This window comes from Streptomyces sp. JB150 (genome assembly GCF_011193355.1).
In the GTDB taxonomy this organism is placed as follows: domain Bacteria; phylum Actinomycetota; class Actinomycetes; order Streptomycetales; family Streptomycetaceae; genus Streptomyces.
Genome location: NZ_CP049780.1, coordinates 3042365 through 3069305 on the forward strand (window position 1 = coordinate 3042365; position 26941 = coordinate 3069305).

Below are 26941 nucleotides of genomic sequence, written 5' to 3' on the forward strand. Positions count from 1 at the left end.
GCGTTCAGCTTGGCAGACTGGCCGTTCAGGGGCAGGCCAGGGAAGGGCGGCGGGCGTGAGTGAGCTGGTGACGGGCGAGGCGGTGGCGCTTGAGCTGCGCCCCGCGAGGCTGCCCAGCAGGGCCCTGGCCGTGCTGCTCGATCTGTTGGTGGCCGCGGTGGCCTACATCGCCGTGTCCGTGGTGCTCCTGCTGACGACCTCGTCGCTGGACCAGGCGGCGCGCACCGCGGTGTCCATCGCGACTTTCGTGCTGGTGCTGGTGGGTGCGCCGATCGCGGTGGAGACGCTGAGCCACGGGCGTTCGCTGGGGAAGCTGGTGTGCGGGCTGCGGGTGGTGCGGGACGACGGCGGGCCGATCCGGTTCCGGCACGCTCTGGTGCGCGGGGCGATCGGGGCCTTCGAGATCCTGCTGACGTTCGGGGTCATCGCCTGTATCGCGTCACTGGTGTCGGCGCGGGGCCGGCGGCTCGGGGATGTGTTCGCGGGGACTCTCGTGGTGCGGGAGCGGGTGCCGGTGGCGCGGACCGGGTTCATCGCGCCGCCTCCGCCCGGGCTCGCGGGGCGGTTCTCCCAGCTGGACCTGTCCGCGGTTCCCGATGGGCTGTGGCTGGCCGTGCGCCAGTACCTGGCCCGGATGCGGCAGCTGGATCCGCAGGTGGGGCGGGCCATGGCGGAACGTCTCGCGGGTGATCTCGCGGCGCGGACGGGTGCTCCGGTGCCGCCGGGGGTGCCCGCGTCCGACTATCTCGCCGCGGTGCTCCAGGAGCGGCAGGCCCGCGAGGTGCGGCGGGTCTTCGAGAACGGTTCGGTGGTCGGCGCCGGCGGGCGGCCGGGCGGGGTTGCGGGAGCCGGGGGTGCGGCGACGGGTGCGTACGTGCCGCCGTCGGTGCCGGTGGAGAGGGCCGCGTCGCCGGGCAGCGCGGCTCCGCAGTCCGCGCCGCCCCGGGGTGAGGGCGCGTCGGCCGAGTCGCCGGCCACCGGGTTCGTGCCCCCGGCCTGAGGCGTCCACGGTCACACGAGCGCGGGCTGTCACTCGAAGACGGACGGCGGTGACTCCAGGTCCTCCAGCTCGATGCCGGGGGCCGCGAGGACCACGTCGCCGGCGATGTGCACGGCGTGCTGCTCGCCCGTGTCCAGGGCAGTGACCTGGTATTCGTCCACGGTCAGGGGGCCGTTGTCAGTGGCGTGTGTTTCTCTGTTCACCAGGGCCCAGGACTGGTCGAGGGTGCGCGGGGCGAGGACCGGGTCCGTGAAGGCGACGAGGCGTACGCGGGTGGCCGCAGCGGCGGGGGTGAGGCGCAGGAGGCGAGTGGTGGCGATGAGGAACGCGGGGGATGTGCCGGTGAACGCGTGGGCGCGGACGTTGCCTTCCGTGGCGTGAGCGCCGGTGGGGTCGGTGCGGACCCAGGTGACACCGTCCAGGGCGGCGCCGCGCACCTGCCAGCCGCCTGCGTGGAGTTCCAGGCGGATGGGGCGGCCGAGGTCGTCGAGGGCCAGGTCGACGGAGCCCTGGTGGTCGCCCGAGGGTGTCGTCAGCTGGGCGACGTAGCGCCAGCCGGAGGGGCCGGGGGCGCAGTGGAAGTGCTCTTCTGCGAGGGGGGTGTGGTCGTGCGGATCGTGGAGCGAATAGCGGCCGCGGGGCATGGGGGTCCTGGGGTCTGACGGGCTGGTCCGGTCGCTGTCGGCACGGACCTGTACGACCAAAGGGGCAGGCCCCCGGCACGGGGGTGCGGGGGCCTGCCTCAATGGACGGTACGGCTACCGGGCCGGATCCTTCGGATCGCGCGGATCAGTAGCGGTAGTGGTCCGGCTTGTACGGGCCCTCGACCTTGACGCCGATGTACTCGGCCTGCTCGGGGCGGAGCGTGGTGAGCTTCACGCCGAGCGCGTCCAGGTGGAGGCGGGCGACCTTCTCGTCGAGGTGCTTGGGCAGCACGTAGACGCCGGTCGGGTACTCGTCGGGCTTGGTGAACAGCTCGATCTGGGCCAGGGTCTGGTCCGCGAAGGAGTTGGACATCACGAACGACGGGTGACCGGTGGCGTTGCCCAGGTTGAGCAGGCGGCCCTCGGACAGGACGATGATCTTCTTGCCGTCCGGGAAGGTCCAGGTGTGGACCTGCGGCTTGATCTCGTCCTTGACGATACCGGGGACCTTGGCGAGGCCGGCCATGTCGATCTCGTTGTCGAAGTGGCCGATGTTGCCGACGATGGCCTGGTGCTTCATCTTGGCCATGTCGCTGGCCATGATGATGTCCTTGTTGCCGGTCGTGGTGATGAAGATGTCGGCCGTCTCGACGACCTCGTCGAGGGTGGTGACCTGGTAGCCGTCCATCGCCGCCTGCAGGGCGCAGATCGGGTCGATCTCGGTGACGATCACGCGGGCGCCCTGGCCGCGCAGGGACTCCGCGCAGCCCTTGCCGACGTCGCCGTAGCCGCAGACGACCGCGGTCTTGCCGCCGATCAGGGTGTCGGTGGCGCGGTTGATGCCGTCGATCAGGGAGTGGCGGCAGCCGTACTTGTTGTCGAACTTCGACTTGGTGACGGCGTCGTTGACGTTGATCGCCGGGAACAGGAGGGTGCCTTCGCGCTGCATCTCGTACAGGCGGTGGACACCGGTGGTGGTCTCCTCGGTGACGCCGCGGATCTCGGACGCCAGCTGGGTCCACTTCTGGGGGTTCTCCCCCAGGGTGCGGGTCAGCAGTTCGAGGATGACGCGGTGCTCGTCGGATTCGGCGGTGTCGGGCGAGGGGACCTTGCCGTCCTTCTCGTACTCGACGCCCTTGTGGACCAGGAGGGTGGCGTCGCCGCCGTCGTCCAGGATCATGTTCGGGCCGCCGGTGGCGGTGCCGGGCCAGGTCAGCGCCTGCTCGGTGCACCACCAGTACTCCTCCAGGGTCTCGCCCTTCCAGGCGAAGACCGGGACGCCCTGCGGGTTGTCGGGCGTGCCGTTCGGGCCGACGGCGATGGCGGCCGCGGCGTGGTCCTGGGTGGAGAAGATGTTGCAGGAGGCCCAGCGGACCTGGGCGCCCAGGGCGACCAGGGTCTCGATCAGGACCGCGGTCTGCACGGTCATGTGCAGGGAGCCGGTGATGCGGGCGCCCTTGAGGGGCTGAGCCTCGGCGTACTCCTTGCGGATCGCCATCAGGCCCGGCATCTCGTGTTCGGCGAGAGTGATCTCCTTGCGGCCGAACTCGGCGAGGGAGAGGTCGGCGACCTTGAAGTCCTGTCGGTTCTCGACAGTCGTCATTACGAGCTGCTCCTCGGAGGTTGGGTCGAGGTGGGTACGGCTGATCTGCGCGGCGGCGGACACCGGGGTGCCCGAAAGAGGACACAGGCATGCCCGCGTACACGCAGCGCAGTCCGTCGGAGGCCCTCTCTCCCTCGGTCGGTCCCCGGTGGGACCGCCCGACCGCCATCAGCAGCGACGTCTGGCTCCGTCCCAAGCTACACCGGTCGGCCCGCCCGCCCCCAGTCCGCTGTCGGACAGATCACGCCGTTCGCGGGCGGAGGGCCGTCCACGGCCGTGACCGTCGGCACCCGCCGGGTCGCGTGCTGCGCGGGGGCCGCGGGGACTGCCGGCGAGCGGGTCCTGCTCAACGGGACGCCGCTGGTGGAGCCGTATGTCCGGGACGGGGTCGGGAACGGGCCGCGTCAGCCGTACGACGTGCGGGTGCCGGAGGGGCGGCTGTTCCTGCTCACGGGCGTTCGCCGACGAACACAGCGGCACGGTTCCGGCCGCGGCCGTCATCGGACGGGTGACCGGCGAGCGCGTCGTACCGGTGCTGCCGACGCTGCTTCTGCTGCTGGGGCTGGTGCTGGCGGTGGGCGCGGTGCTGGTGGCGGCTGGGCGCGGCATGGGCGGCGGCGGCCGTCGGAGCCCACGCAGTGGTGGCCGCGGCATCTGTGAGGCCCGGGTGTGACCAGGGGCCCTGCCGCTCGTGGCGAGCGGCAGGGCCCCTGGTCCGTTCGGGTCTGACGGGTCAGGTCAGTGGCCGGCGTTGTGCGGGGCCGGGCCGCCCGGCGAGGCTTCCGGGTCGGGGCCCTTGGCGGCCTCGGTCTCGCTGTAGACGTCCGGCTCCAGGTAGATGACGCGGGCGATCGGGACGGCCGCGCGGATGCGGGCCTCGGCGGCGTCGATGGCGGCGGCGATCTCGGTGGCCGTGTCGTCGTGGCGTACGGCGATCTTGGCGGCGACCAGCAGCTCCTCCGGGCCGAGGTGGAGCGTGCGCATGTGGATGATGCGGGGGACGGTGGTGCCGTCCACGATCGCGGCCTCGATCTTGTGGACCTCTTCCAGGCCCGCGGCCTCACCGAGGAGCAGGGACTTGGTCTCGGCGGCCAGGACGATGGCGATCACGATGAGCAGGACGCCGATGCAGAGGGTGCCGATGCCGTCCCAGACGCCGTTGCCGGTGAGGAGGGCGAGGCCGACGCCGCCGAGGGCCAGGATCAGGCCGACGAGGGCGCCGAGGTCCTCCAGCAGGACGACCGGCAGCTCGGGGGCCTTCGCGTGGCGGACGAACTCCTTCCAGGACTTCCTGCCGCGCAGCGCGTTGGACTCCTTGATGGCCGTGCGGAAGGAGATCGTCTCGGCGATGATCGCGAAGACGAGGACGCCCACCGGCCAGTACCAGTGCTCGATCTCGTGCGGGTCCTTGATCTTCTCGTAGCCCTCGTAGATGGCGAACATGCCACCGACCGAGAAGAGGACGATCGAGACGAGGAAGGCGTAGACGTAGCGTTCGCGGCCGTAGCCGAAGGGGTGCTGCGGGGTCGCCTCGCGCTGCGCCTTCTTGCCGCCGAGCAGGAGCAGGCCCTGGTTGCCGGAGTCGGCGAGCGAGTGCACCGACTCGGCGAGCATCGAGGACGAGCCGCTGAAGAGGAACGCCACGAACTTCGCTGCCGCGATCGAGAGATTGGCGAACAGTGCCGCCACGATCGCCTTGGTACCGCCTGACGCGCTCATGTGTTGGCGTGGTTCCCTTCGTACGTACGCCGTTGCCGGGCTTTGCCCGTCCTTGACGGTGGGCCATTGTTGCAGCCCTCGTGCGGGTACCGCGCCAGGCGGTCCTTACGGGCTGCTTAGGGTGCCCATATCGGTTGTTGCCGGACCGTCAGACGACGACGGTCGCCCGGAAGAGAGTGCCCGCACCGGACACGTCGATGCGTTCGTCCGCCGGGACGAAGACGGACTGCCCGGGGCGCAGTGCGTGCTCCCCGGCCCGTACGGTGCCGGCCGTGCACAGCAGGATCTGGGGGGCGGGGCGGGTGAGGTCGCGTCGCGGGCCGCCCTGCGGGAGGACGTACCGGGACAGGCGGAACTCGTCGGTCGGGGTCTCGTAGACCTCCTCGCCGTCCGGGGAGGCCTCCGGGCGCAGGACGCCCGGGTCGGACGGCTCGAAGCGGACGACGCGCAGGAGTTCGGGGACGTCGACATGCTTGGGGGTCAGGCCGCAGCGCAGGACGTTGTCGGAGTTGGCCATGATCTCGACGCCCAGGCCGTTCAGGTACGCGTGCGGGACGCCGGCGCCGAGGAAGAGGGCCTCGCCGGGCTGGAGCCGCACGTGGTGGAGGAGCAGGGCGGCGATGACGCCGGGGTCGCCCGGGTAGTGGTGGGCGATGTCGGCGTAGGGGGCGTAGGCGCCGCCGAGGCGGGTGCAGGCGGCGGTGGCCTCGGCGACCGTGCGGGCCATTTCCTCGCGGTCGGCGCCGAGGACGGCGGTCAGCACCTCGCGCAGGGCCGCGTCCTCGGGGTGGGCGCGCAGCAGGTCGGCGTACGGCTTCAGGGAGTCCACGCCGAGGCCGTCGAGGAGGCCGGCGGCCTGGACCGGGTCGCGGAAGCCGCACAGGCCGTCGAACTCGGTGAGCGCGCAGATCAGTTCGGGCTTGTGGTTGGCGTCCTTGTAGTTGCGGTGCGGGGCGTCGACGGGGATGCCGCGGCGTTCCTCGTCCGCGTATCCCTCCTGCGCCTGGGCGAGGTCGGGGTGGACCTGGAGGGAGAGGGGGGCGCCGGCGGCGAGGAGCTTGAGGAGGAAGGGGAGGCGGGGGCCGAAGCGGGCGACGGCCGCCCGGCCCAGCTCCCGCTCCGGGTCGGCGTCGATGACGTCGGCGAGGGTGCCGCGCGGGGTGCGGGAGGGTGCGCCCGGGTGGGCGCCCATCCACATCTCCGCCTGGGGTTCGCCGGTCGGTTCGACGCCGAGGAGGTGCGGGATCGCGGTGGGCGAGCCCCAGGCGTAGGGGCGGATGGTGTTGTCGAGGCGGTCCATGAGTGTTCTCTGGGTCTTTCTGCCGGCGGGGTGGGGGCTCGGCGGGGCTCCGGTCGGTGCTTGGGGGGCGTTGGGCCTGCGGCGCTCGGAGCACTGGGCGGGTGCCGGTGGGCGCTGGGCGGGTGCTCGTGGAGCGCTGGGCGCTTGGGGCGCTTGTGATGCGGCGTCTGGTGGGCGCTCGGGGTGCTCCCAGGCCGGCCGTCCCCAAGGGGTGTTTGTCGGGGCCTCGTCAGGGAGGCCTGTCGGGGTTCCTCCAGGGCTGTCCGGTGCGGTGCGAGGCCTGGCCCGTGGTCCGCGGCGTTCGGGTCAGGGTGTCCCCGGCAACATCAGGCCCTTGAAGCGAGCGCCAGGTAAACGGCGGCGAAATCCGTCATGGCGATCAGTTCCGCGAGAGTCTCCAGTTCGCAGCCCGGGTCGGGTTCGAGTTCGCTGATCGGCGTGTCGTGGCTCAGGGCCAGGTCACGGGCCGCGGGGGCGGCGGTGAGGCCGGCGATCGGGCGGTCGCGGAGCAGGACCACGCGCGCGTGCAGGGCGGGTGCCTCCTCGACGCGGTCGCGGAAGAAGTCGTCCGGATTGGCGCGGGCCGCGAGGGGGCCGGCGAGCAGGGCGCTGTGCGCGGCAAGCGCCTCGGGCAGTTCGGCGACGACCGCCGGGGTGCCGGACAGCTCCGCGAGGGCGGCGGCGAAACGGCGGCCCGCGGGGCCCGCCGAGGTGCCCTCGGTCCAGATCACCGGGAGCGCGTCGGCCAGCTCCGCGGCGAGGGTCTTGGCCGGGTTGCTGTACGTGGCGATGGCCGGGCCGCAGCGTTCGGCGACGTGGTCGAGGCGGTCGGCGACCTTGTCCAGCGCCTCGGTGGAGGCACCGAGCAGGCCGATGCGGTCCAGGAGGGCGAGGAGCGGGGTGAGCAGCGCCCACAGCACACCGGGGGCGGAGGCCGCGAGGGGCTCGTCCTGGTCGTACGGGGCGGTGGCCATCGGTACGAAGAGACCGTGGGCGCCGGCGACGGCCTCGGCGAGCGGGGTGCCGGGCGGGGCCACGGCGACGACGGCGCAGCCGCGGCGGTAGGCCTGCTCGGCGAGCAGGGCGAGGCCGGGTTCCGTGCCGTCCGGGGTGGTGATCAGGAGCAGGTCCACCGAGCCGGCCCAGCCGGGGAGTTCCCAGCGCAGGGCTCCGGCGGCCGGGGCCACGCCGGTGGGGGCGAGGCGGGTGACGGGGCTGCCCGGGCCGGCGAGGGTGCCGAGGAGGTCGGCGGCGTGGGTGGCCGCGGCGCCCGGGCCGGCGATCAGGACCGCGCGGGGGCGGCCGTCCGGTTTCAGCTCGCCGACGCCTGCCTCGGCGGCGTTGCGGGCCGCCGTGCGGACGCGGGCACCGGCTTCGGCGGCTCCGCGCAGCAGGCCGCGGTGGTCGGCCTCGGCCAGGGCCTCGGGGGTGTCGAGCAGCGATTCGTCGAGCATGGGCGGCAGCCTCCGAACGCCGGGTCGTCTGTGCGGGTCGCCTGCGGTTCTGGGTGGGTGGGCGGGCCGGGTGCCGGGTGTGTCCGGTTCCGGGTGCTCCCGGGGCGCCGCATTATGCCGGGCGGCGGGCCTCGTCGACGAGGAGGACGGGGATGCCGTCGCGGACGGGGTACGCCAGGCCGCAGTCCTGGCCGGTGCAGATCAGCTCGGTGTCCTGCTCCTTGAGGGGGGCGTGGCAGGCCGGGCAGGCGAGGATCTCCAGGAGGCCGGCTTCGAGCGGCATGAGGGGTCCCTTCGGGGTGGTCGGGGTCGTCGTGGTGGTCGGGGCGGGCGTGGGTCGGGGGCAGGGGCGCGTGGTGGGGTGGGTTGTGCCTGGTCAGCGTACCGCCGTGGGGGGTGGTGCACGGGGGGTTGGGCGGGGTGGTGGGGGGGGGGGGGGGGGGGGGGGGGGGGGGGGGGGGGGAGCTGTACGACCGCTTCGCCACCCTCGTCCACGGACTCGCCCACCGCGTCCTCGGCGACGAGCACGCGGCCGACGGCCTCCCCCGCGCGGTCTTCGCCCACGTCTGGCCGCACCCCGCCGCCTACGAGCCGCGGCCGGGCCCCCGGCGCCCGCCCCCTGCCGATTCCCCGCCCCCGGGGCTCCGCACCTGGACCGCGACGAGGGCTGCGCCCCCGCGCCCCCGTGCCCCGCGCCCCCGGCTGCGGCGTGCCCCGAAGGCGGCAGCGGCTCCGGCCGCGCCCGCTCAGCCGCGGATGATGCTCAGCACCTCGTCGCGGACCTTGGCCATCGTCGTCTCGTCGCGGGCCTCGGCGTTGAGGCGCAGAAGCGGTTCGGTGTTGGACGGGCGGACGTTGAACCACCAGTCGGCGGCGGTGACGGTGAGGCCGTCGAGCTCGTCGAGGGTGACGCCCTCGCGGGACTCGAAGGCGGTCTTGAGGGCGGCGAGGCGGGCCGACTGGTCGTCCACGGTGGAGTTGATCTCGCCGGAGCCGGCGTAGCGGTCGTACTGGGCGACCAGGCCGGAGAGGGGGCCCTCCTGGCCGCCGAGGGCCGCGAGGACGTGGAGGGCGGCCAGCATGCCCGTGTCGGCGTTCCAGAAGTCGCGGAAGTAGTAGTGCGCGGAGTGCTCGCCGCCGAAGATCGCGCCGGTGCGCGCCATCTCCGCCTTGATGAAGGAGTGGCCCACGCGGGTGCGGACCGGCGTGCCGCCGTTCTCCTTGACGACCTCCGGCACCGACCAGGAGGTGATCAGGTTGTGGATGACCGTGCCCTTGCCGCCGTTGCGGGCGAGTTCGCGGGAGGCGACGAGCGCGGTGATGGCGGACGGGGAGACCGGGTCGCCGTGCTCGTCGACGACGAAGCAGCGGTCGGCGTCGCCGTCGAAGGCGATGCCGAGGTCGGCGCCCTCCTCGCGGACGCGCTTCTGCAGGTCCACGATGTTCGCCGGGTCCAGCGGGTTCGCCTCGTGGTTGGGGAACGTGCCGTCCAGTTCGAAGTACATCGGGACGAGCGTCAGCGGCAGGCCCGCGAAGACCGTGGGGACGGTGTGCCCGCCCATGCCGTTGCCCGCGTCGACGACGACCTTCAAGGGGCGGATGGAGGTCAGGTCGACGAGCGAGCGCAGGTGGGCCGCGTAGTCCTCCAGCGTGTCGCGCCGCGTGATCGTTCCCTGCGTCGCCGCGGGTTCCGGGGCGCCCGACTCGCTCCAGCGCTCGACCAGTTCGCGGATGTCGGCGAGGCCGGTGTCCTGGCCGACCGGGGCGGCACCCGCGCGGCACATCTTGATGCCGTTGTACTGCGCGGGGTTGTGCGAGGCGGTGAACATCGCGCCGGGCAGGTTCAGCGCGCCCGAGGCGTAGTACAGCTGGTCGGTGGAGCACAGGCCGATCTCGGTGACGTCGACGCCCTGGGCCGCGGCCCCGCGCGCGAAGGCCCGGGACAGGCCCGGCGACGAGGGGCGCATGTCGTGGCCGGTCACGATCGCGTCCGCGCCGGTCACCTGGGCGAACGCCGCCCCGAAGAGCTCGGCCAGCGACTCGTCCCACTGGTCGGGGACGACTCCGCGCACGTCGTACGCCTTCACGATCTGTGACAGATCAGCAGCCACGGCCAACCCTCCTGAAAGTCCTGTCGGTCACCACAAACTACCCGCCCACGCTCACACCTTGCCTGATGGTCCGGCGAGCCGACTTCCCGCCGTCGTCGGGGAACGGCGCGGCAGGGCTGTGGGAGGAGTGGCCGGCGTCCGTGTGGGTGGCGAGGGTTCCGGGCGGGCGGGTCCGGCTCGCGGTCAGGCGCGGCGCATGGGACGAGTCCGGTCGGCGGTCACGCGCGTGGCGCGGAAGCGGACCCGGCGCCCGCGGTCAGTTGTCCGGCGAGCGCAGCACCCGCAGGTGGCCGCGGCGCGCGACCTCCATCGGGTCCGCCGCGCGGCCCGCGCCGCCGGCCTGGGCCGCGCGCTCCTGGGGGCGGGCCGCCTCGCGGACGGCGTTCGCCAGCGCCTCCAGGTCGTCGCCGCTCGGGCGGGCGGGTGCCGAACCGTCGAGGAGCCGGACGACCTCCCAGCCGCGCGGGGCGGTGAGGCGCTCGGAGTGCTCGGCGCACAGGTCGTAGCAGTGGGGTTCGGCGTAGGTGGCGAGCGGGCCTAGGACCGCGGTCGAGTCGGCGTAGACGTACGTCAGCGTCGCGACGGCGGGTCGGCCGCAGGCGGTGCGCGAACAGCGACGTACAGGGCTCACGACGTTGGACGGTACCGCACTCTTGAGCGGGCCGCGACGACTCTCCCTCAGGTCACTCCACCGTGTCGTGCTGTGAAACGCCCCACACGCCTCTGTCGCCATACCCCGCTGACCTGGGCAGACAGGGACATTCCCCCCTTCGGGGCGGGTGCCGAGCGGTCATCAGTCGGCACATACGCCGTCATTTGGCCCGCGGTCGTCGGTCTCGGAGAGATGCGGAGAGATACAGAATCGAGCCCAACCTTGGCCGGAATGGTCATCCAGCGACACGCCGTGCGTCGGGACTACCCTTCACCAGTGATGGACAACCGAGTACCGCCCCGTGCCGCCGGCCCCGGGCCCCGCCGCCGTGATCGTCACGGCCGGGGCATGCGCGGCCCGATCGCGCCGCCGCAGGTTCCGCTCGCCGCGAGCCGCGCCGATGTGTTCGCGGATCTGGTGCAGGACTCCGTGGAGCGGCTGGAGCGGCGCTGGCCGCAGCTCGCCGACATCGACTTCCTGGTGCTGGAGGTGCCGCGGCTGGACGGGCCCGGGCAGGCCTGGAACGACGAGGCCGTTCCGCTCGGCGGGATCATCCCCGCGCGGGAGGGGCGGCGGGCCCGGGTGGTCGTCTACCGGCGGCCCGTCGAGATCCGCACCAAGGGGCGGGACGAGCGCGCCGCGCTGGTGCACGAGGTCGTCGTCGAGCAGGTCGCGGAGCTGCTGGGGCTGACGCCGGAGACGGTGGACCCGCGGTACGGGGAGGACTGAGCGGTCCGGCTTCACCGCGGGTCCGCGCCCCGCACCGCTGCTCGGTCCGGCCTCACCCGCGGGTCACCGTGGGTCCGCGCCCGGCGCGGCTACTCCTGGAGCACCGAGAGGTCCTGCTCCGTCTCCGGCACCGACACCGTTCCCTGGTCGTCCGGGAGGGTCTGGATCGTGAAGGCCGGGACGCCGTCCAGGTCGGCGGTGAGGGTGCGGGCCGCGTGGACGGGGCCGCCGGAGAGGCGTTCCACGGTCAGCGCGTAGCTGCCCTCGAGGCCGCTCGGGACCGGGACCTCGATGTTCTGGGTGGTGCCCGCCTTGAGGGTGTGGGTGCGCGAGACGGGGCTGCCGCCCTCGCTGCCCGCCGACGCCGTGACCTCCACCTTCGCGGACTCGCCGGGTGCGGTCAGGGACAGGATGGTGCCCTTCGCCGTGTTGCCGGCCGCGCTCGCGCGGCTGTCCACCGCGCGGGTCGCCGGGACGAACGCCGACTCCTGCGCGCTGCCCTTGCCCCGGATCACCCGCGCGGCCGCCACCACCGGCACCGCCTCGTCGGTCGGGGTGAGCACCAGGGAGCCCGCCTCGCCGCGGGTGACGTCGCCGAGGTCGATCGCGGTCGTCATGCCCGCCTTGACGTGCAGCGTCTCGTTCCCGGCCGGGGTGATCTCGCCGGACGGGGAGGCGAGCCGCACCTTGAGGTCGGCGTCCGTGTCCCCGGGGGAGAACGCGACGAGCCGTACGGCGGTGGCGTCCGCGGGGATGCCGGGCAGCACCAGGCTGCCCGCCGGGTCCGCGGCGGCGGTGAGCCAGTCGCCGCCGAGCTTGGCGTCGAGCGCCTGGACGGCCGCGCCGACCCGCCCGCCGCGCACGGTCACGTGCACGGTGAGGTTGGGCTGCTTCTCGGCGGTCAGCGTGGACAGCAGGATCGGCTCGGTGGAGTGCGGCGGGACCGTCATGCCCTGGCCCACCTGGGACTCCAGCTCCCCTTCCGCGCCGTACAGCTCGATGTCGACGACGGCGGCGGAGTCGTCGGGGTTGGTGAGGTGGAGGTAGTCCGTGCGCCCGGCCTCCGTGCTCGCCGCCGGGAACCAGAACTCGGTGTCCGGCACGGTGCAGGCGACGCCCTGGAGGCCGCGCCCGGTGCCGGCGGTGACCTCGGTGGTCTGCTGGACGGTCCAGCCCGGCGCGTACTTGCCCTCGGCGGTGCCGGTCAGCGCGGGCGACTCCGCGCCCGAGGCGTCCCCCGCGGTCGGTGTGCCGGGCTCGCCGGGCTTCAGGACGGCCTTGCCTGCCGGCCCGGTCCCGCCTTCCGCCCCGGCGTCCTCGCCGGTCTTCGCCGACTTGCGGGCCGCGGCGCGCAGCTCCGCCTTCCCCTCGCCCGTGACGCCCGCGGTGACGGGGGTGAAGGACGCGTACGAGGTCTCGGCGAGGTCGGAGGAGCTGGGCGCCGGGCACGCCACGCTGGTGCGCTCGACGGGCAGCCGGGCGGCCGCGCGGGCGGTGTCGGTGCCGGCCGCGCCGGGGGCGGTGAGCGAGGCGACCGCGGTGACGGCGGCGAGCGCGCTCGCCCCGGCGATCAGGGACAGGGTGGTGCGGTTCACTGCTGGCTCCCGTCGGAACGCTCGCTGCCGTGCGGCTGTCGCGCCGGGTCGTACGGCGCGTCGTAACCCGCCTGGTACGTCGGGTCGTAGGCCTGTCCGTACGCCTCGCCGTACGTCTCGCCGTGCGGCTGCTCGTACGGCTGGTCGTACGTCTGCTCGTACGTCCCGGGCTGGGCCGGGCCGCCGTACGCGTACGGGTCGTACTGACCGTCCTGGTAGGCGTCCGCCGGGTAGGACTGGCCGTAGCCCTGGTACGGGTCGTACGGGGGCTGCTGTGCGGCGGGCGCGGTCTCCCAGCCGTCGTGGGGCTGCTGCTGGGGCACGGGAGCCGCGGGGTCTGCCTGGGGCGGGGGCGGGACGGCGCCGGGGGCGGTGCCCTCGGCCTCGGCCTGGGCGCGCAGCCGGCGGGCCCGGCGGCCCTCGCCCGCGACGGCCTGCGCGGGGAGCACGGGCTCGTCGGGGAGGTCGTCGTCGACGTCGCGGCGGCGGCCGGGGAGGGCGAGGACCACGAGGACGACGGCGAGGGCGCCCTGGGTCCACAGCCACGCGGTGTGGGTGAGCGGGGCGTCGTAGGTGACGTCCAGCGTGCCCCCGGTGGGCGGCAGTTCGAAGCCCTGGGCCCAGCCGTCGACCGTGGTGGGGGTGAGGGGCTTGCCGTCGAGGGTGGCGGTCCAGCCCTCGGCGGCGGCGTCGGCGAGGCGCAGGACGCGGCCCTCGGCGCCGGTCGGGATGGTGGTGTGGATCTCGACGGGTCCGGCGGCGACGGGCCGCGGCTCTCCGGAGCCGGAGGCCGGGACGATCGCCGCGCGGGAGACCTGGTCGGCGACCCGCCACAGGGCGCTGCCGTTCTGCTCGCTGAGCCGCATCAGTCCGGGCGTGGTGTCGAGGATCCGGCTGACCTCGCGCGGGGCGCCCTTGTGGACCAGGACGTACCGCACGGCGTAGGCGCCGAGCTGGTCGGCCTGGTCGGCGCCGGAGCCGGCGACGAGGTTGGCGACGACCTTGTCGAGCCGCTCGTTCGCGCCCTGGGCGGCGACGAGTTCGGCGTCGCCGAGGCGGGCGCCGGAGCCGCGGACCAGGGTGTAGCGGACGTGCGCGGTGGAGTCGCTGTCGAGGACCAGCGTGCGGGCCTGGTCGCGGGTGCCGCTGTCCTCGGCGACGAACGCGGGCACCTGCGCGGGGTCGTCGCGGCGCTCCAGGGGGCCGTCGGCGCCGCGGATCATCCAGCCGGCGGCGACGAGCAGGGGGCCCGCGGCGGAGGCGAAGGCGATCAGCGCGGCGACGGGCTGGCGCCAGCCGAAGCTCTGCTCGGCCACCCGCGCGCGTGCCCCGTCGGCGCCGAGGACGGCGGCGGCGAGGAGGGCGAGGCCGTAGACGAGGGTGGCGGGGCCGGCCCACGCGGAGCGGTTGGAGAGCACCGCGAAGACGAGGCCGACCAGGGCGGCCGCCCAGGCCGTGCGGATGCCGAAGCGGCGCTCGGAGCGCAGCAGGGCGGCCAGCGCGGCGAGCACGACGCCGATCAGCATGAGCCCGCTGACCGTGCCGGAGCCGCCGGGACTGGCGCCGAGCAGGTCGAGCGCGGAGGCGCCGGCGGCCCCGTACTCCAGGCCGGCCTCCCGGAAGAAGCCGAACGGCAGCAGCGACAGCGACCAGGGGGCGAGGACCAGCAGCGGCGTGCCGAGCTGGGCCAGGAAGCGCAGGCCGTAGGCGGTGATGTCACCACGGCGGACCACCAGCAGGGCGAGCCCGAGGACCGCGGCGACGGGCCAGACGACCGGGGTGAAGGCGGTGGTGACGGTCAGCAGCAGGGCGTACGCCCAGGTGGCGCGCCAGCTGCCGCGGGCGCCGCCGGGGTGGCCGAGGCCGGCGGCGGCGATGCCCGCGCGGGCGAGGAGCGGCAGCAGCACGGCGAGGACGGCGGTGCCGAGCCGGCCGCCGGCGAGGGCGCCGGTGACGGCGGGCAGGAAGGCGTAGGCGACGGCCGCCCAGGCGCGCAGCAGCCGGGAGGTGACGAGCGGCCGGGAGGCGAAGTAGGCGGTGAGGCCGGCGAGCGGCACCGAGCAGAGCAGCAGGACGGTGACGGCGAGTCCGGTGGAGCCGAACAGCAGGGACGACAGCAGGGCGACGAGCGCGAGGTAGGGCGGCGCGTCGGGGGTGCCGCCGGCGCCGACCGGGTGCCAGGCGTCGGTGTACCGCGACCACAGCTCGCCGGAGTCGGCGGGCGCGGGCAGCAGGGCGCCGCCGGCGAGGGCGCCGCCGCCGAGGAGGGAGCGGCAGGCGACGAGGGTGGCGAGCAGCAGCACCAGGAAGACCACGGGGCCCGGGTTGCGGGCGATGCGCTTGAGGCGGGCGAACCGCTCGATCTCGATGAAGTCGGCGTCGTCGCCGCCGGGTCCGGACTCGAGGGCGCCGCCGTGCCGTCCGGCACCGGCGGGGGTCTCGGAGTCGGAGCGGCCGACGACGTTGCCGGCGATCTGTTCGACGGTGGCGCGGACGGTGGCGCCGGGCGGCGGGAACAGTGCCCGCAGTTCGGCCTTGTCGATCCGCGGTGCGCCGCGCCGGCGGCGTCCGGCGATGATCCGCTCGGGGCGCAGCAGGACGCCCATCAGGCCGCGGATCTCGTCGACGGCCTGTCCGGGGACCTTGCCGACGAGGTAGGCGACGGTCCGCACGAGGGTGCCGAGCACCAGCCGCAGCAGCACCCAGGGCAGCGCGGCGGTGCGGGTGTTGACGAGGAGGGTGTAGACGGCGCCGGCCTTGTCGACCTTGTGCGGGGAGGCGGTGGTGCGGCCCGCGCAGTCGACGGTGCGGCGTTCGCGGGAGGCGGCCTCGGCGTGCCGTACGACCGCTTCGGGGGCGACGAGGACGCGGTGGCCGGCGGCGTGCACGCGCCAGCACAGGTCGACGTCGTCGCGCATGAGGGGCAGCCGCCGGTCGAATCCGCCGAGCCGTTCGAAGACGTCGCGGCGGATCAGCATGCCGGCGGTGGACACGGAGAGCACGGACCGGACGTGGTCGTGCTGGCCCTGGTCCTGTTCGCGGCGGTCGAGGCCGGTCCAGCGGCGGCCGGAGTGGGCGATGGAGACGCCGACCTCCAGCAGCTGCCGCTTGTCGTACCAGCCGCGCAGCTTGGGGCCGACGACGGCCACGTCGTCGCGGCCCAGCTCCAGTTCGTTGTCGACGACGCGCAGCAGCTGGGCGAGGGCGTCGGGTTCGGGGGCGCAGTCGTCGTGCAGCAGCCACAGCCACTGGACCGGCTCGCCGTGCGGCAGTTCCGGCAGGTCGTAGGCGTCGTCGCGCCAGGTGCGCGTGACGGGGTCCCAGCCGCTGGGCCGCTTGAGATACGGCAGGTCCTCGGGGGTGAGGTGCGGGGCGGCGCGGTGGGCCTCCTCGACGGCCTGGCCGAAGCCGGTGCGGCGGGCGAGGTGCAGCACCCGGTCGGGTCCGATGGCGTCGGTGAGCAGCTGCGCGGAGTCGTCGGCGCTGCCGGTGTCGGCGGCCATGACGTACTGCACGGGGCGCTCCTGGCCGAGCAGCCCGCTCAGCGCGTCGGGCAGCCAGCGGGCGCCGTCGTGGGAGACGAGGACCGCCGTCACCACGTGACGCGGAAACTCGGGTGGGGCAGTGGCGTCTTGGCCGACTGCCGTGTGGCTGTGCACGGACATCGAGGTACGGGCCCCGGTTCGGTGGACTGCGGTGGACGCCTGTGCCCGGAGGGGGCAGCGGGGCGTCTCGGACGAGCGACCACACTATCGGCTGGGCATGACGACGGCCCGCCGCCTGTGGACAACCCACCTGCGACGGGCCGTTCGCACCTTCTGTCCGCCGGGGGTGCGGGACCGTGGGGGCCGCGGGGGCCGTGAGGTCAGACGGCGGCCTTCTTCAGGCGGCGGCGCTCGCGCTCGGACAGCCCGCCCCAGATCCCGAACCGCTCGTCGTTGGCGAGGGCGTACTCGAGGCATTCGGAGCGGACCTCGCACGCGAGGCAGACCTTCTTCGCCTCGCGGGTGGATCCGCCCTTCTCGGGAAAGAAGGACTCGGGGTCGGTCTGGGCGCACAGCGCGCGCTCCTGCCAGCCGAGTTCCTCGTCCGCGTCGTCGACCAGCAGTTGCTGCACCAGCTCGGTCATGTGCGCCCCTCGTCTGTTCTTTCCGCGTCCCCGTGATCTAGCCGTTACCGATCTCGGCTGAACGACACGAGTGAAATTACAAGTGTGCTGCTCCGGGCGAGTCAAGCCGAGATCTGCTATTGAGCCCCTTATTCACTCTGCGGAACCAAGGCCATGCGGAAAGTGTTCAAATCGGCATAAACCTTGACACAGGGAAGGGCCCGGGAGGGTCGTCCGCCCCCGCACGGTCCTGTACGGAGAAAGACGCCCGCGCGTTCGATCCCGTTCCGACACGCCCGCCGAAGCGAACCGGATCACAGTCGGATCACGGGATCGCAACGGCGCTTGCGCGCCCGGTTGTGCGCCATGTGTCCCGAAGGGCGCGTGCACAAACCTTTCACCTGACAGATCAGCCGGAAGAGGTGAAGCAGGTCCCACATTGCGGGCATCGAGTTGACAGTGCAGGTGTGAACCGCTGTGCTTGTGGACATGCTCGCGAACTCGGCATCCACCCCGACCCGCACCGCCGGGTCCCTCGGTGCTGCCCTGGCTCGCTGTAGCTGTTGCTGTCCCGGCTGTTGAGCCTTTCCCTCGCTCCAGCCTCCGGCCCGGCCGTTTACCCCGGTCCGGGCCGCCGCGTTTCCGCCCCCGCCCACGGGGCTCTCTGTTCGCCCTTCCGTTCGCCCTTCCGTTCGCCTTCCGCCAAGGAACCACCGCACCCATGAACAGCGACAGCGACCTCCAGATCGCCGGCGACATCCTCGAAGTACCGCACCTGCTCCAGGCCCGGCGCGAGCACCCGGCCACCGTCGCCGAGTTCGTCGGCCTGGCCCGCTCCATCGCCGCCGACCGCGCCCAGTGGGAACCCCTGGTGCGCTACGACGCCACCGCCCGCTGGTACCACCGGCTGCGCACCGGGCCCGGCTACGAGGTCTGGCTGCTGTCCTGGGTGCCCGGCCAGCGCAGCGGGCTGCACGACCACGGTCCGTCCTCCGGGGTGCTGACCGTGCTGGACGGCACGCTGACCGAGCGCACGCCGGGCGGCAAGCGGGTCCTGGCGGCCGGGGCGCAGCGGGTGTTCGCGCCCGGGTACGTCCACGAGGTCGTCAACGACGCCCTGGAGCCCGCCGTCAGCCTGCACGTCTACCACCCCGGCCTCACGGAGATGCCGATGCACGACACGGCCGGCTGCGCGGTGTCCGCCCCGGTGGCCTGATCCCGCCGGTCACGGCCCGCCCTCCCCCGGCTCGCCGACGCGTTGTCGGACCCGCCTGACAGACTTGCCCCATGCGCATTGTGGTTCTGGCAGGCGGTATCGGCGGTGCCCGGTTCCTGCGCGGTCTGAAGCGGGCCGTGCCGGAAGCGGACATCACCGTCATCGGCAACACCGGGGACGACATCCACCTCTTCGGGCTGAAGGTCTGCCCGGACCTCGACACGGTGATGTACACGCTCGGCGGCGGTATCAACGAGGAGCAGGGCTGGGGCAGGGCCGACGAGACCTTCCATCTGAAAGAGGAGCTGGCGGCGTACGGCGTCGGGCCCGAGTGGTTCGGGCTGGGCGACCGGGACTTCGCCACCCACATCGTGCGGACCCAGATGATCGGCGCCGGCTATCCGCTCAGCGCGGTGACGCAGGCGCTGTGCGACCGCTGGCAGCCCGGTGTGCGTCTCATCCCCATGACCGACGACCGCGTGGAGACCCACGTCGCCGTCGAGCTGGACGGCGAGCGCAAGGCGATCCACTTCCAGGAGTACTGGGTGCGGCTGCGCGCCTCGGTCCCCGCCGAGGCGATCGTGCCCGTCGGTGCCGAGCAGGCGAAGCCGGCGCCCGGCGTGCTGGAGGCGATCGGCGAGGCCGACGTCATCCTCTTCCCGCCGTCCAACCCCGTCGTGTCGGTCGGCACCATCCTCGCCGTGCCCGGCATCCGTGAGGCGATCGCGGACGCCGGGGTGCCGGTGGTGGGCCTGTCCCCCATCGTCGGGGACGCGCCGGTGCGCGGCATGGCCGACAAGGTGCTGGCCGCGGTCGGCGTGGAGTCCACGGCCGCCGCGGTCGCCGAGCACTACGGCTCCGGGCTGCTCGACGGCTGGCTGGTCGACACCGTCGACGCGGACTGTGTCGCGCGCGTGGAGGCCGCCGGGATCCGCTGCAGGGCGGTCCCGCTGATGATGACCGACGTCGAGGCGACCGCGCGGATGGCCCGCGAGGCGCTGGCGCTGGCGGAGGAGGTGCGGGGGGCGTGACCACCGAGCCCACCGACGGCCCCGCCGCGCCCCACGCCGCGCCGCACGCCGCTTCCGCCACCCGGCCCGGCGCCGTTTCCGCCGCCACTGCCGACACGGCTCCCGGCGCCACTCCCGGCACCGGTTCCGCCACTCAGACCGGCACCGCTCACACCACCGCTCCCGGCGCCACTCCCGGCTCGGCTCCCGCCGCTGCTCCCGGCACCCCTTCCGCCGTCGCCCCGGCCTACCGGGTCTGGGCCGTGCCCGGGATTCCCGAGGTCGCCCCCGGCGACGACATCGCCAAACTGATCGCGGCGGCCGAACCGGGACTGGCCGACGGGGACGTCGTCCTGGTCACCTCCAAGATCGTGTCCAAGGCCGAGGGACGGATCGTCGAGGCGGCCGACCGCGAGGCCGCGATCGACGCGGAGACCGTCCGCGTGGTGGCCCGCCGCGGCACGCTGCGCATCGTGGAGAACCGGCAGGGCCTGGTGATGGCCGCCGCCGGCGTCGACGCCTCGAACACCCCCGCGGGCACGGTCCTGCTGCTGCCCGAGGACCCGGACGCCTCCGCGCGCGCGATCCGCGCCGGGCTGCGCCAGGCCCTCGGCGTCACCGTCGGCGTCGTGGTCACCGACACGTTCGGGCGGCCGTGGCGCTCCGGGCTCACCGACGTCGCGATCGGGGCGGCGGGCGTGCGGGTGCTGGACGATCTGCGCGGCGGCACGGACGTGTACGGCAATCCGCTCAGCGCCACCGTCGTCGCCACCGCCGACGAGCTGGCCGCCGCCGGCGACCTGGTCAAGGGCAAGGCGGCCGGGCGGCCGGTCGCGGTGGTGCGCGGCCTGCCGCACGTGGTGACCGGGCCCGAGGACGACGACGAGGGCGCCCGGGCCCTGGTGCGCGGCGCGCAGAGCGACATGTTCCGCCTCGGGACCTCGGAGGCGATCCGCGAGGCGGTCACCCAGCGGCGTACCGTCCGCTCGTTCACGGACCAGCCCGTCGACCCCGGCGCGGTGCGCCGCGCGGTGGCCGCCGCGGTGACGGCGCCCGCGCCGCACCACACCACCCCCTGGCGGTTCGTCCTGCTGGAGTCGCCGGAGTCCCGCACCCGGCTGCTCGACGCGATGCGCGAGGCGTGGATCGCGGACCTGCGCCGGGACGGCCGGAGCGAGGAGTCCATCGCCAAGCGGGTGCGGCGCGGCGACGTGCTGCGCAACGCGCCGTATCTCGTCGTGCCGTGCCTCGTCATGGACGGCTCGCACACCTACGGGGACGCGCGGCGCGACGGGGCGGAACGGGAGATGTTCGTCGTCGCCGCCGGCGCGGGCGTGCAGAACTTCCTCGTCGCGCTGGCCGGGGAGCGGCTCGGCTCGGCGTGGGTGTCGTCCACGATGTTCTGCCGGGACGTCGTCCGTGACGTACTGCGGCTCCCCGCCGGCTGGGACCCGATGGGCGCCGTGGCCGTCGGCCACCCCGCGCAGGAACCGGGACCGCGCCCCGCGCGGGACGCGGCGGCGTTCATCGAGGTGCGGTGACCGTACGCTCGTAGAGTCGCCTCACGTAAGGACCACCCGTGGCAGGACGCTTCGCCCCCCGGCCCACGCGCACCACCGTGCGCGGCGGGCATGTCCCGGTGCCCCGGGGCGGCGTCCGTGCGCCGGCCGGTCCCGGCCACGTCCGGATCCACGAACCGGACGGCCCCCTGGACCTCGGCCTGGTCCTCGGGCCGCTGCGGCGCGGCCCCGGTGACCCCACGTTCCGGACCACACCGGACGGTTCCGTCTGGCGGACCAGCCGGACGCCCGACGGCCCCGGCACCCTCCGGGTCACCGCGCACGGCACGGCGGTACGCGGTGAGGCGTGGGGGCCGGGGGCGCACTGGCTGCTCGACCGCCTGCCCGACCTGCTCGGCGCCGCGGACGATCCGTCGGCGTTCACCCCCCGCCACCGGCTGCTGGCCCACACCCGCCACCGGCGGCCCGGCCTGCGGCTGACGCGCACCGGGCTCGTGATGGAGTCCCTGATCCCCTCCATCCTGGAGCAGAAGGTCACCACCGACGAGGCGTACCGGGCCTGGCGGCTGCTCGTCCGGCGGTTCGGCGATCCCGCGCCCGGCCCCGCGCCCGACGGCATGGCCGTGATGCCCGAGCCCCGGACCTGGGCACTGATCCCGTCCTGGGAGTGGCACCGGGCCGGGGTCGACGACAAGCGCGCCTCGACCGTCCTGCGGGCCGTACGGGTCGCGGCCCGGCTGGAGGAGGCCGTGCGCATGGACCCGGTGGCCGCGCGGGCCCGGCTGGAGGTCGTACCCGGCATCGGGCCGTGGACCTCCGCGGAGACCGTGCAGCGCAGCCACGGCGCGGCGGACGAGGTGACCGTCGGGGACGTCCATCTGCCCGGCATCGTCGGCTGGGCCCTGGCCGGGGACCGGGACGCGGACGACACGGAGATGCTGCGCCTGCTGGAGCCCTACGCGGGCCAGCGGCACCGGGCCGCCCGCCTCATCCTCCTCAGCGGCAGGGTCCCGCCGCGGCGGAAGCCGAAGATGCCGGTGTGGGACATCGGACGGCTGTAGCCCGGGCCGCGCCCGAGCACGGCCGGCCGTCGGCCCTCACCAGCCCCTGCCGACGCCCACCGGCCCTCACCAGCCCCTGCCGACGCCGACCGGCCCCCACCGGACCGGCCCCCACCGGCTCCCCTACTGATCGGACGAGAACCGCACCGCCCCCGCCGGAATCCGGGCGTCGCACCACACCCGCATCCCCTCACGCAGCTCGTTGTCGGCCCCGATGACCGCGCCGTCACCGATGACGGTGCCGCTGAGGACGGACCGCTCACCGACGCGGGCGCGGGTGCCGATGAGGGAGTCGGTGATGACGGCACCGGGTTCGATGACGGCGCCGGGCAGGATCGTCGAGCCGAAGACCCGCGCCCCCTCCGCGACGAACGCCCCCTCGCCCACCACCGTGCCGCCCGCGAGCTTCGCGTCCGGCGCGACGCGCGCCGTCGGCAGGATCAGCCGGTCCCCGCACCGCCCGGGCACCGCCGGGGACGGCGCGCGCCCGAGGACGAGGTCCGCCGAGCCGCGCACGAACGCCGCGGGGGTCCCGAGGTCGAGCCAGTACGTGGAGTCGACCATCCCCTGCAGATGCGCGCCGGCGGACAGCAGACCAGGGAACGTCTCGCGTTCCACCGACACCGGCCGCCCCTGCGGGATCGTGTCGATCACCGAGCGGCGGAAGACGTACGCCCCCGCGTTGATCTGGTCGGTGACGATCTCCTCCGGCGTCTGCGGCTTCTCCAGGAACGCCTGCACCCGCCCCGTCTCGTCCGTCGGTACGAGCCCGTACGCCCGCGGATCGGTCACCTTCGTCAGGTGCAGCGAGACATCCGCGCCCGACGTCTCGTGCGTGCGGACCAGCGCCCGGATGTCCAGTCCCGTCAGGATGTCGCCGTTGAAGACCAGGACGGGATCGTCCGGCCCCGAGTGCAGCCGTGACGCCACGTTGCGGATCGCGCCGCCCGTGCCGAGCGGTTCCTCCTCCGTGACGTACTCGATGTGCAGCCCCAGCGACGAGCCGTCACCGAAGTACGGCTCGAAAACCTCCGCCAGATAGGACGTGGCGAGCACGATGTGCTCGACCCCCGCCGCCCTCGCCCGCGCCAGCTGGTGCGTGAGGAACGGCACCCCCGCCGCCCTGACCATGGGCTTGGGCGTGTGCACCGTGAGCGGGCGCAGCCGGGTGCCCTTGCCGCCGACCAGGAGGATCGCTTCTGTCACCTTGTCGTCTCTGCTTCCTGCCGGGACCGGCCGAACTGTCTTTCGGCCGGCCAGTGTATGCAGACCGTCGTCCGGCAGCTCCGACGGCGTGCGGCGTCGCGCAGTGTCCTCATTCCCCCCGCCCCCTGGCGCATCGTCACCCCGCCGCGCCGTCACCCCGCCGGCGGCTATCCGCGTCCTTGGTAGTAGGCCGCGTAGCCGCGGACCGAGCCGAGCTTGCCGTAGAGCTTCCGCCCCGGGCATGCCGTGGGAAACCCGTCGCGGTGCCCGGAGATTACATTCAGTCGTACGTTCTTACCTTTTGCGTAGAGATTGCCACCGCCGGACTTCAGATATGTCTTGCCGCGCGGATTGCCCCCGTGCAGACCCAGCTTCCACGCCGTCAGCCGGCCCAGTGCCTTCACCGTGGCCTTGGTGGGCCCCGCCGAGCCGAACGTGCCGAGCACGGCGATCCCCATGCTGTTGCTGTTGAAACCGAGAGTGTGCGCGCCCATGACCGGCTTCGCCACACCCCCCGCCCGGCCCTCGTAGATCTTTCCGCACTTGTCGACGACGAAGTTGTAGCCGATGTCCCGCCAGCCCATGCTCTTCACGTGGTAGCGGTAGATACCGCGAATGACGGAGGGTGCCTGGGAGCAGCTGTAGCCGTTGCCGGTGGCGGAGTGGTGCACGAAGGCGGCCTTCACCTTCTTGGTGTAGATGAACGTCTTCTCGCGCAGCGACTCGTCCGCGCCCCAGCCGCGCCGGGTGACGATGGCCGGGCGCGGGCCGATCTTCGGCTTGGCCCGCTGTCCCGCCGTCAGTTGCGCGGCGCCCAGCACCGCCAGCTCCCGTTCGGTGGCCTCCCGGTCGAGCGCCGGGATGTCGGTGGCGCCGATGGGCGCGAGGGCGGCGTTGACCTCGGAGGCGGCGATGGTCTCCGGGGTGAGCGTGCCGAGCCGGGAAGACGCGGCGGGGGCGCCCTGGGCGGTGGCGTCGTCGGCGCCGCCCGGGTCGACGAGTTCGAGACGCAGACCGGCGGGGAGGGCGGCCAGGGAGGTCAGCCCGCGGTCACCGTCCCGCGATGACGACGTGTCGTACGCCGGCTCCTCCCCCGCCACCCCCTGCCCCTGCTCCTGCCCTTGGTCCTGTTCCTGTTCCTGGTCCTGGTCCTGGTCCTGCCCTGCCGCCGGCGCGGGCGCGGCCTCCTGCGGCAGCGCCCGCACCCGCACCTCCACCCCGTCCGAGTCCCCCACCCACAGCGGCGCGGTGGCCCCGCGGACGCGGCCGGAGGCGCGCTCCTCGGTGCCGGGGTCGGCCGCGTGGTCGGCGTTGTGGGTCTCGACGTCCTGCCAGCCGGACCAGGTGCCGGTGCCGACGGCGCGGGTGCGGACCTGGACGCGGCCGTGGAGTTCGGCGTCCGGGTCGTCCCAGACGACGCCGACCATCGAGAAGTGCCGTACGTCACGGCGGGTCAGGCCCTGGACGGTGGCGGAGCCCAAGGTGCGGTCGGTGGTGAGCGGGACGAGGGGCAGCGACTGGGTGCTGCCCGGGATCCCCGGCGACTGGGTCTCGCCGGCCGCACCCGGTCTCGCGGTCGCACCCGGTCTCGCCGTCGCCGGTGCCGCGGGCTGGGTCAGCGGGAGGGCGAGGGCGGCCGCACAGGTGACGCCGATGGAGCAAGCAAGGAATCCACGCATGCTCCCGATCCTGGACATAGTCATACAAGTCTGTCCATCCGGGACTTGACGCTCTCTCATGGGCGGCGAGGGCGTGGTTCGTCCGAACCGGTGGCGCCGCCGCTCGATCCGCGGCGGGGCGCCCGCGTACGCTTGCGCGGGTGACTGCCACCGATCGCACCCCTGCCGACCTGCTGCGTTCCGCGCTGGCCGCGGACCCCGCGCGGCCCTTGGTGACCTTCTACGACGACGCCACCGGCGAGCGCGTCGAACTGTCCGTCGCCACCTTCGCCAATTGGGTGGCCAAGACCGCGAACCTCCTCCAGGACGAGTGGTCCGCCGAACCCGGGGACCGGATCGCGCTGCTGCTGCCCGCGCACTGGCAGACGGCGGTGTGGCTGCTGGCGTGCGCGTCGGTGGGGGTGATCGCGGACGTGGAGGGCGATCCGGCGCGGGCGGACCACGTCGTGGCCGGACCCGGCCGGTTCGACGCGGGACTGGCCTGCGGCGGGGAACGGTACGCGCTGTCGCTGGCGCCGCTGGGGCGGCGGTTCGTCCCCGCTCCGCCCGCCGGGTACGCCGACTACGCCGTCGACGTGCCGAGCCACGGGGACCGGTTCACGCCGTACGCGCCGGTCGACCCGGAGGCGCCCGCGCTGATCGTGGCCGGGGCGGAGTTCACCGGGGCCGAGGTCGTGGAGCGGGCGCGGGCGGACGCACGCGGGCTGGGACTGACCGGCCCCGGTTCGCGGATCCTGTCCGCGCTGCCGTACGACACGTGGGAGGGGCTGAGCGCCGGGCTGTTCGCGCCGCTGGCGGCCGGGGGCTCCGTGGTGCTGTGCCGGAACCTGGACCGGCTGGGCGAGGAGGCCCTGGCCCAGCGCATCGAGAGCGAGCGGGTGACCGCCGTATCGCGGTAGCCGTATCGCGGTAACCGCGTCCCCGTGCCCGGCCGCCGTTTCCGGCGTTTCGGACGCACCGGGCGGGCTGGACGCCTTCACCCGTTCAGCCCACCCCCACCCCTCACGCCCACCCCATCCGCGCCATCGTCGTAGGAGCAGTGCAGGACGTCACGCTCGTACGCCATGAGGGGTGGACACAGCCGTGAGCGACACCGCAGGCACGCCGGCCGGGTGCACCGGGCGGGCCCTCGGGCCGGGCCTCGGGGTGTCGGCCTCCGGTAACGGGCTGATACGCCGGCGCAGAAGGCGCTGGATACGCGTCGGGGCCCTGGGCGTCACCGTCGTGGTGGCGGTGGCCGTGGGCACCGCCTCGGTCCTCTACGCCAAGCTCGACGGGAACATCACCCCCGACGCGGCGGCGGCCGCCGAACTCGCCCGCTACGACAAGGAGCGGCCGACCTCGCTGGTGAAGGACGCGCGGAACATCCTGCTCATCGGCTCGGACTCGCGTGCGGGCGCGGGCAACGGCCGCTACGGCCGGGACCGGGGCACCGAGCGCTCGGACACCATGATCCTGCTGCATCTGTCCGCGGGCAGGCGCAGCGCCACCGCCGTCTCCATACCGCGCGACCTGATGGTCGACGTCCCCGCATGTCTGCGCCGGGACGGCACCCGCGGGGAGCCGATGTTCGCGATGGTCAACTACGCCTTCGAGACCGGCGGTTCGGCCTGCGCCATCCGCACCCTGGAGCAGCTGACCGGCATCCGCATCGACCATCACGTCGTCGTCGACTTCACCGGGTTCACGAAGATGGTCGACGCCATCGACGGGGTGCGGATCTGCCTGAGGGAACCCATTCACGACAAAGCGGCCAAACTCCGCCTGCCCGCCGGAACCGTGACCCTCAACGGCGAACAGGCCCTCGGGTACGTCCGCGCCCGCAAGTCCCTCGGCAACGGCAGCGACACCGACCGCATGGACCGCCAGCAGCGCTTCCTGGCGGCCCTGGTCAACAAGGTGCGCAGCAACGACGTCCTGCTGAACCCGGCGAAGCTCTATCCGGTGCTCGACGCGGCGACCTCCGCCCTCACCACCGATCCGGCGCTGGCCAGTCTGCGCGGTCTGTACGACCTTGTCCGCGGGCTGCGCGACATCCCCACCGACCGTGTGCAGTTCCTGACGGTTCCACGGGAGTCGTACGTCTACAACGCCAACCGCGACCAGCTCGTGGAGCCGGAGGCGGAGCGTCTGTTCGAGCGGCTGCGCACGGACCGGCCCGTGGAGGTGACGCCGGATGCCGCGCGCGCCAACGCCTCCGGCGGGCCCGCGGCCGACGTCTCCCCGGCTCCGACCTTCCGCGGGAACACGGCGGCCGACGACGACTGCCGGTAAAGCGTGCACCAAGACGGCGAACCCTCGTTCAAGGAAATGCGCCGGATTGCCCAGTTGTAG

22 protein-coding genes and 1 pseudogene are annotated in these 26941 nt (G+C 73.8%); 10 read left to right on the forward strand and 13 right to left on the reverse strand.

What is annotated here, in order from left to right; all coding sequences use genetic code 11:
- Positions 1 to 55 precede the first annotated feature (55 nt).
- Positions 56 to 1000, forward strand: a complete 945-nt coding sequence (locus G7Z13_RS14255; RefSeq protein WP_165999368.1) for an RDD family protein — start codon at positions 56 to 58, stop codon at positions 998 to 1000.
- Between the two features lie 29 nt (positions 1001 to 1029).
- On the opposite strand, the gene G7Z13_RS14260 is transcribed toward G7Z13_RS14255, so the two are convergent.
- Together G7Z13_RS14260 and ahcY are read right to left on the reverse strand one after the other, a co-directional pair.
- Positions 1030 to 1644, reverse strand: coding sequence for a hypothetical protein (locus G7Z13_RS14260; RefSeq protein WP_165999370.1), 615 nt, complete (start codon positions 1642 to 1644; stop codon positions 1030 to 1032).
- 145 nt (positions 1645 to 1789) lie between these two features.
- On the reverse strand, positions 1790 to 3247 hold the full coding sequence (ahcY, locus tag G7Z13_RS14265; protein ID WP_165999372.1) for an adenosylhomocysteinase: 1458 nt from the start codon (positions 3245 to 3247) through the stop codon (positions 1790 to 1792).
- Positions 3248 to 3620: 373 nt separating this feature from the next.
- Between ahcY and G7Z13_RS14275 the strand changes: the two genes are divergently transcribed.
- The gene (locus G7Z13_RS14275) at positions 3621 to 3920 is read left to right on the forward strand and encodes a hypothetical protein (protein WP_165994886.1); all 300 of its coding nucleotides are present in this window, start codon (positions 3621 to 3623) and stop codon (positions 3918 to 3920) included.
- A 65-nt stretch (positions 3921 to 3985) separates the two neighbouring features.
- Here the strand turns inward: G7Z13_RS14275 and G7Z13_RS14280 are convergent, their stop codons facing one another.
- The 4 genes from G7Z13_RS14280 to G7Z13_RS14295 form a co-directional block, all read right to left on the reverse strand.
- Positions 3986 to 4966 (reverse strand): cation diffusion facilitator family transporter, encoded by a 981-nt coding sequence (locus G7Z13_RS14280; RefSeq protein ID WP_165999374.1) that lies wholly within the window; start codon positions 4964 to 4966, stop codon positions 3986 to 3988.
- 148 nt (positions 4967 to 5114) lie between these two features.
- Positions 5115 to 6266 carry a mannose-6-phosphate isomerase, class I gene (manA, locus tag G7Z13_RS14285; protein ID WP_165999377.1) on the reverse strand — a complete coding sequence of 384 codons (1152 nt, stop codon included), beginning with the start codon at positions 6264 to 6266 and terminating at the stop codon, positions 5115 to 5117.
- A 326-nt stretch (positions 6267 to 6592) separates the two neighbouring features.
- Positions 6593 to 7720: an SIS domain-containing protein gene (locus tag G7Z13_RS14290; RefSeq protein ID WP_165999379.1), complete on the reverse strand. Its 1128-nt coding sequence runs from the start codon at positions 7718 to 7720 to the stop codon at positions 6593 to 6595.
- A 112-nt stretch (positions 7721 to 7832) separates the two neighbouring features.
- Positions 7833 to 8003 carry a Trm112 family protein gene (locus G7Z13_RS14295; RefSeq protein WP_007382472.1) on the reverse strand — a complete coding sequence of 57 codons (171 nt, stop codon included), beginning with the start codon at positions 8001 to 8003 and terminating at the stop codon, positions 7833 to 7835.
- A gap of 128 nt (positions 8004 to 8131) precedes the next feature.
- On the opposite strand from G7Z13_RS14295, the pseudogene G7Z13_RS33650 reads away from it, so the two are divergent.
- A pseudogene (locus G7Z13_RS33650) lies at positions 8132 to 8326 on the forward strand (hypothetical protein); the annotation flags it as partial.
- Positions 8327 to 8466: 140 nt separating this feature from the next.
- Here G7Z13_RS33650 and G7Z13_RS14305 read toward each other — a convergent pair.
- On the reverse strand, positions 8467 to 9831 hold the full coding sequence (locus G7Z13_RS14305) for a phosphomannomutase/phosphoglucomutase (protein ID WP_165999381.1): 1365 nt from the start codon (positions 9829 to 9831) through the stop codon (positions 8467 to 8469).
- A 256-nt stretch (positions 9832 to 10087) separates the two neighbouring features.
- Entirely contained in the window at positions 10088 to 10462 is a 375-nt protein-coding gene (locus G7Z13_RS14310; protein WP_206313068.1) for a DUF3499 domain-containing protein, read from the reverse strand.
- A 300-nt stretch (positions 10463 to 10762) separates the two neighbouring features.
- On the opposite strand from G7Z13_RS14310, the gene G7Z13_RS14315 reads away from it, so the two are divergent.
- Positions 10763 to 11212, forward strand: a complete 450-nt coding sequence (locus G7Z13_RS14315; protein ID WP_165999385.1) for a metallopeptidase family protein — start codon at positions 10763 to 10765, stop codon at positions 11210 to 11212.
- Between the two features lie 89 nt (positions 11213 to 11301).
- On the opposite strand, the gene G7Z13_RS14320 is transcribed toward G7Z13_RS14315, so the two are convergent.
- The 3 genes from G7Z13_RS14320 to G7Z13_RS14330 all read right to left on the reverse strand — a co-directional run bounded on the left by G7Z13_RS14320 (position 11302) and on the right by G7Z13_RS14330 (position 16936).
- Entirely contained in the window at positions 11302 to 12807 is a 1506-nt protein-coding gene (locus tag G7Z13_RS14320) for a DUF5719 family protein (RefSeq protein ID WP_165999387.1), read from the reverse strand.
- A complete protein-coding gene (locus G7Z13_RS14325) occupies positions 12804 to 16406 on the reverse strand; it encodes a glycosyltransferase family 2 protein (RefSeq protein WP_240926213.1) in 3603 nt (1200 codons plus the stop codon). The genes G7Z13_RS14320 and G7Z13_RS14325 overlap by 4 nt, the downstream gene beginning before the upstream one ends.
- A gap of 266 nt (positions 16407 to 16672) precedes the next feature.
- The gene (locus tag G7Z13_RS14330; protein ID WP_003975777.1) at positions 16673 to 16936 is read right to left on the reverse strand and encodes a WhiB family transcriptional regulator; all 264 of its coding nucleotides are present in this window, start codon (positions 16934 to 16936) and stop codon (positions 16673 to 16675) included.
- Positions 16937 to 17636: 700 nt separating this feature from the next.
- On the opposite strand from G7Z13_RS14330, the gene G7Z13_RS14335 reads away from it, so the two are divergent.
- The 4 genes from G7Z13_RS14335 (at position 17637) to G7Z13_RS14350 (ending at position 21722) form a co-directional block, all read left to right on the forward strand.
- Positions 17637 to 18131 carry a cysteine dioxygenase family protein gene (locus G7Z13_RS14335; protein ID WP_165999390.1) on the forward strand — a complete coding sequence of 165 codons (495 nt, stop codon included), beginning with the start codon at positions 17637 to 17639 and terminating at the stop codon, positions 18129 to 18131.
- A gap of 71 nt (positions 18132 to 18202) precedes the next feature.
- Positions 18203 to 19162: a 2-phospho-L-lactate transferase gene (cofD, locus tag G7Z13_RS14340; RefSeq protein WP_165999392.1), complete on the forward strand. Its 960-nt coding sequence runs from the start codon at positions 18203 to 18205 to the stop codon at positions 19160 to 19162.
- On the forward strand, positions 19159 to 20682 hold the full coding sequence (locus G7Z13_RS14345) for a coenzyme F420-0:L-glutamate ligase (protein ID WP_277347399.1): 1524 nt from the start codon (positions 19159 to 19161) through the stop codon (positions 20680 to 20682). The genes cofD and G7Z13_RS14345 overlap by 4 nt, the downstream gene beginning before the upstream one ends.
- Before the next feature lie 38 nt (positions 20683 to 20720).
- On the forward strand, positions 20721 to 21722 hold the full coding sequence (locus tag G7Z13_RS14350; protein WP_165999394.1) for a DNA-3-methyladenine glycosylase 2 family protein: 1002 nt from the start codon (positions 20721 to 20723) through the stop codon (positions 21720 to 21722).
- Positions 21723 to 21845: 123 nt separating this feature from the next.
- Here the strand turns inward: G7Z13_RS14350 and G7Z13_RS14355 are convergent, their stop codons facing one another.
- Together G7Z13_RS14355 and G7Z13_RS14360 are read right to left on the reverse strand one after the other, a co-directional pair.
- Positions 21846 to 22928: an NDP-sugar synthase gene (locus G7Z13_RS14355; protein ID WP_165999397.1), complete on the reverse strand. Its 1083-nt coding sequence runs from the start codon at positions 22926 to 22928 to the stop codon at positions 21846 to 21848.
- Between the two features lie 167 nt (positions 22929 to 23095).
- Positions 23096 to 24607, reverse strand: coding sequence for a peptidoglycan recognition protein (locus G7Z13_RS14360; protein ID WP_240926214.1), 1512 nt, complete (start codon positions 24605 to 24607; stop codon positions 23096 to 23098).
- A 140-nt stretch (positions 24608 to 24747) separates the two neighbouring features.
- Between G7Z13_RS14360 and G7Z13_RS14365 the strand changes: the two genes are divergently transcribed.
- Both G7Z13_RS14365 and G7Z13_RS14370 read left to right on the forward strand, forming a co-directional pair.
- Positions 24748 to 25506 carry a TIGR03089 family protein gene (locus tag G7Z13_RS14365; RefSeq protein ID WP_165999399.1) on the forward strand — a complete coding sequence of 253 codons (759 nt, stop codon included), beginning with the start codon at positions 24748 to 24750 and terminating at the stop codon, positions 25504 to 25506.
- A 184-nt stretch (positions 25507 to 25690) separates the two neighbouring features.
- Positions 25691 to 26881 (forward strand): LCP family protein, encoded by a 1191-nt coding sequence (locus G7Z13_RS14370; protein WP_165999401.1) that lies wholly within the window; start codon positions 25691 to 25693, stop codon positions 26879 to 26881.
- Positions 26882 to 26941 lie beyond the last annotated feature (60 nt).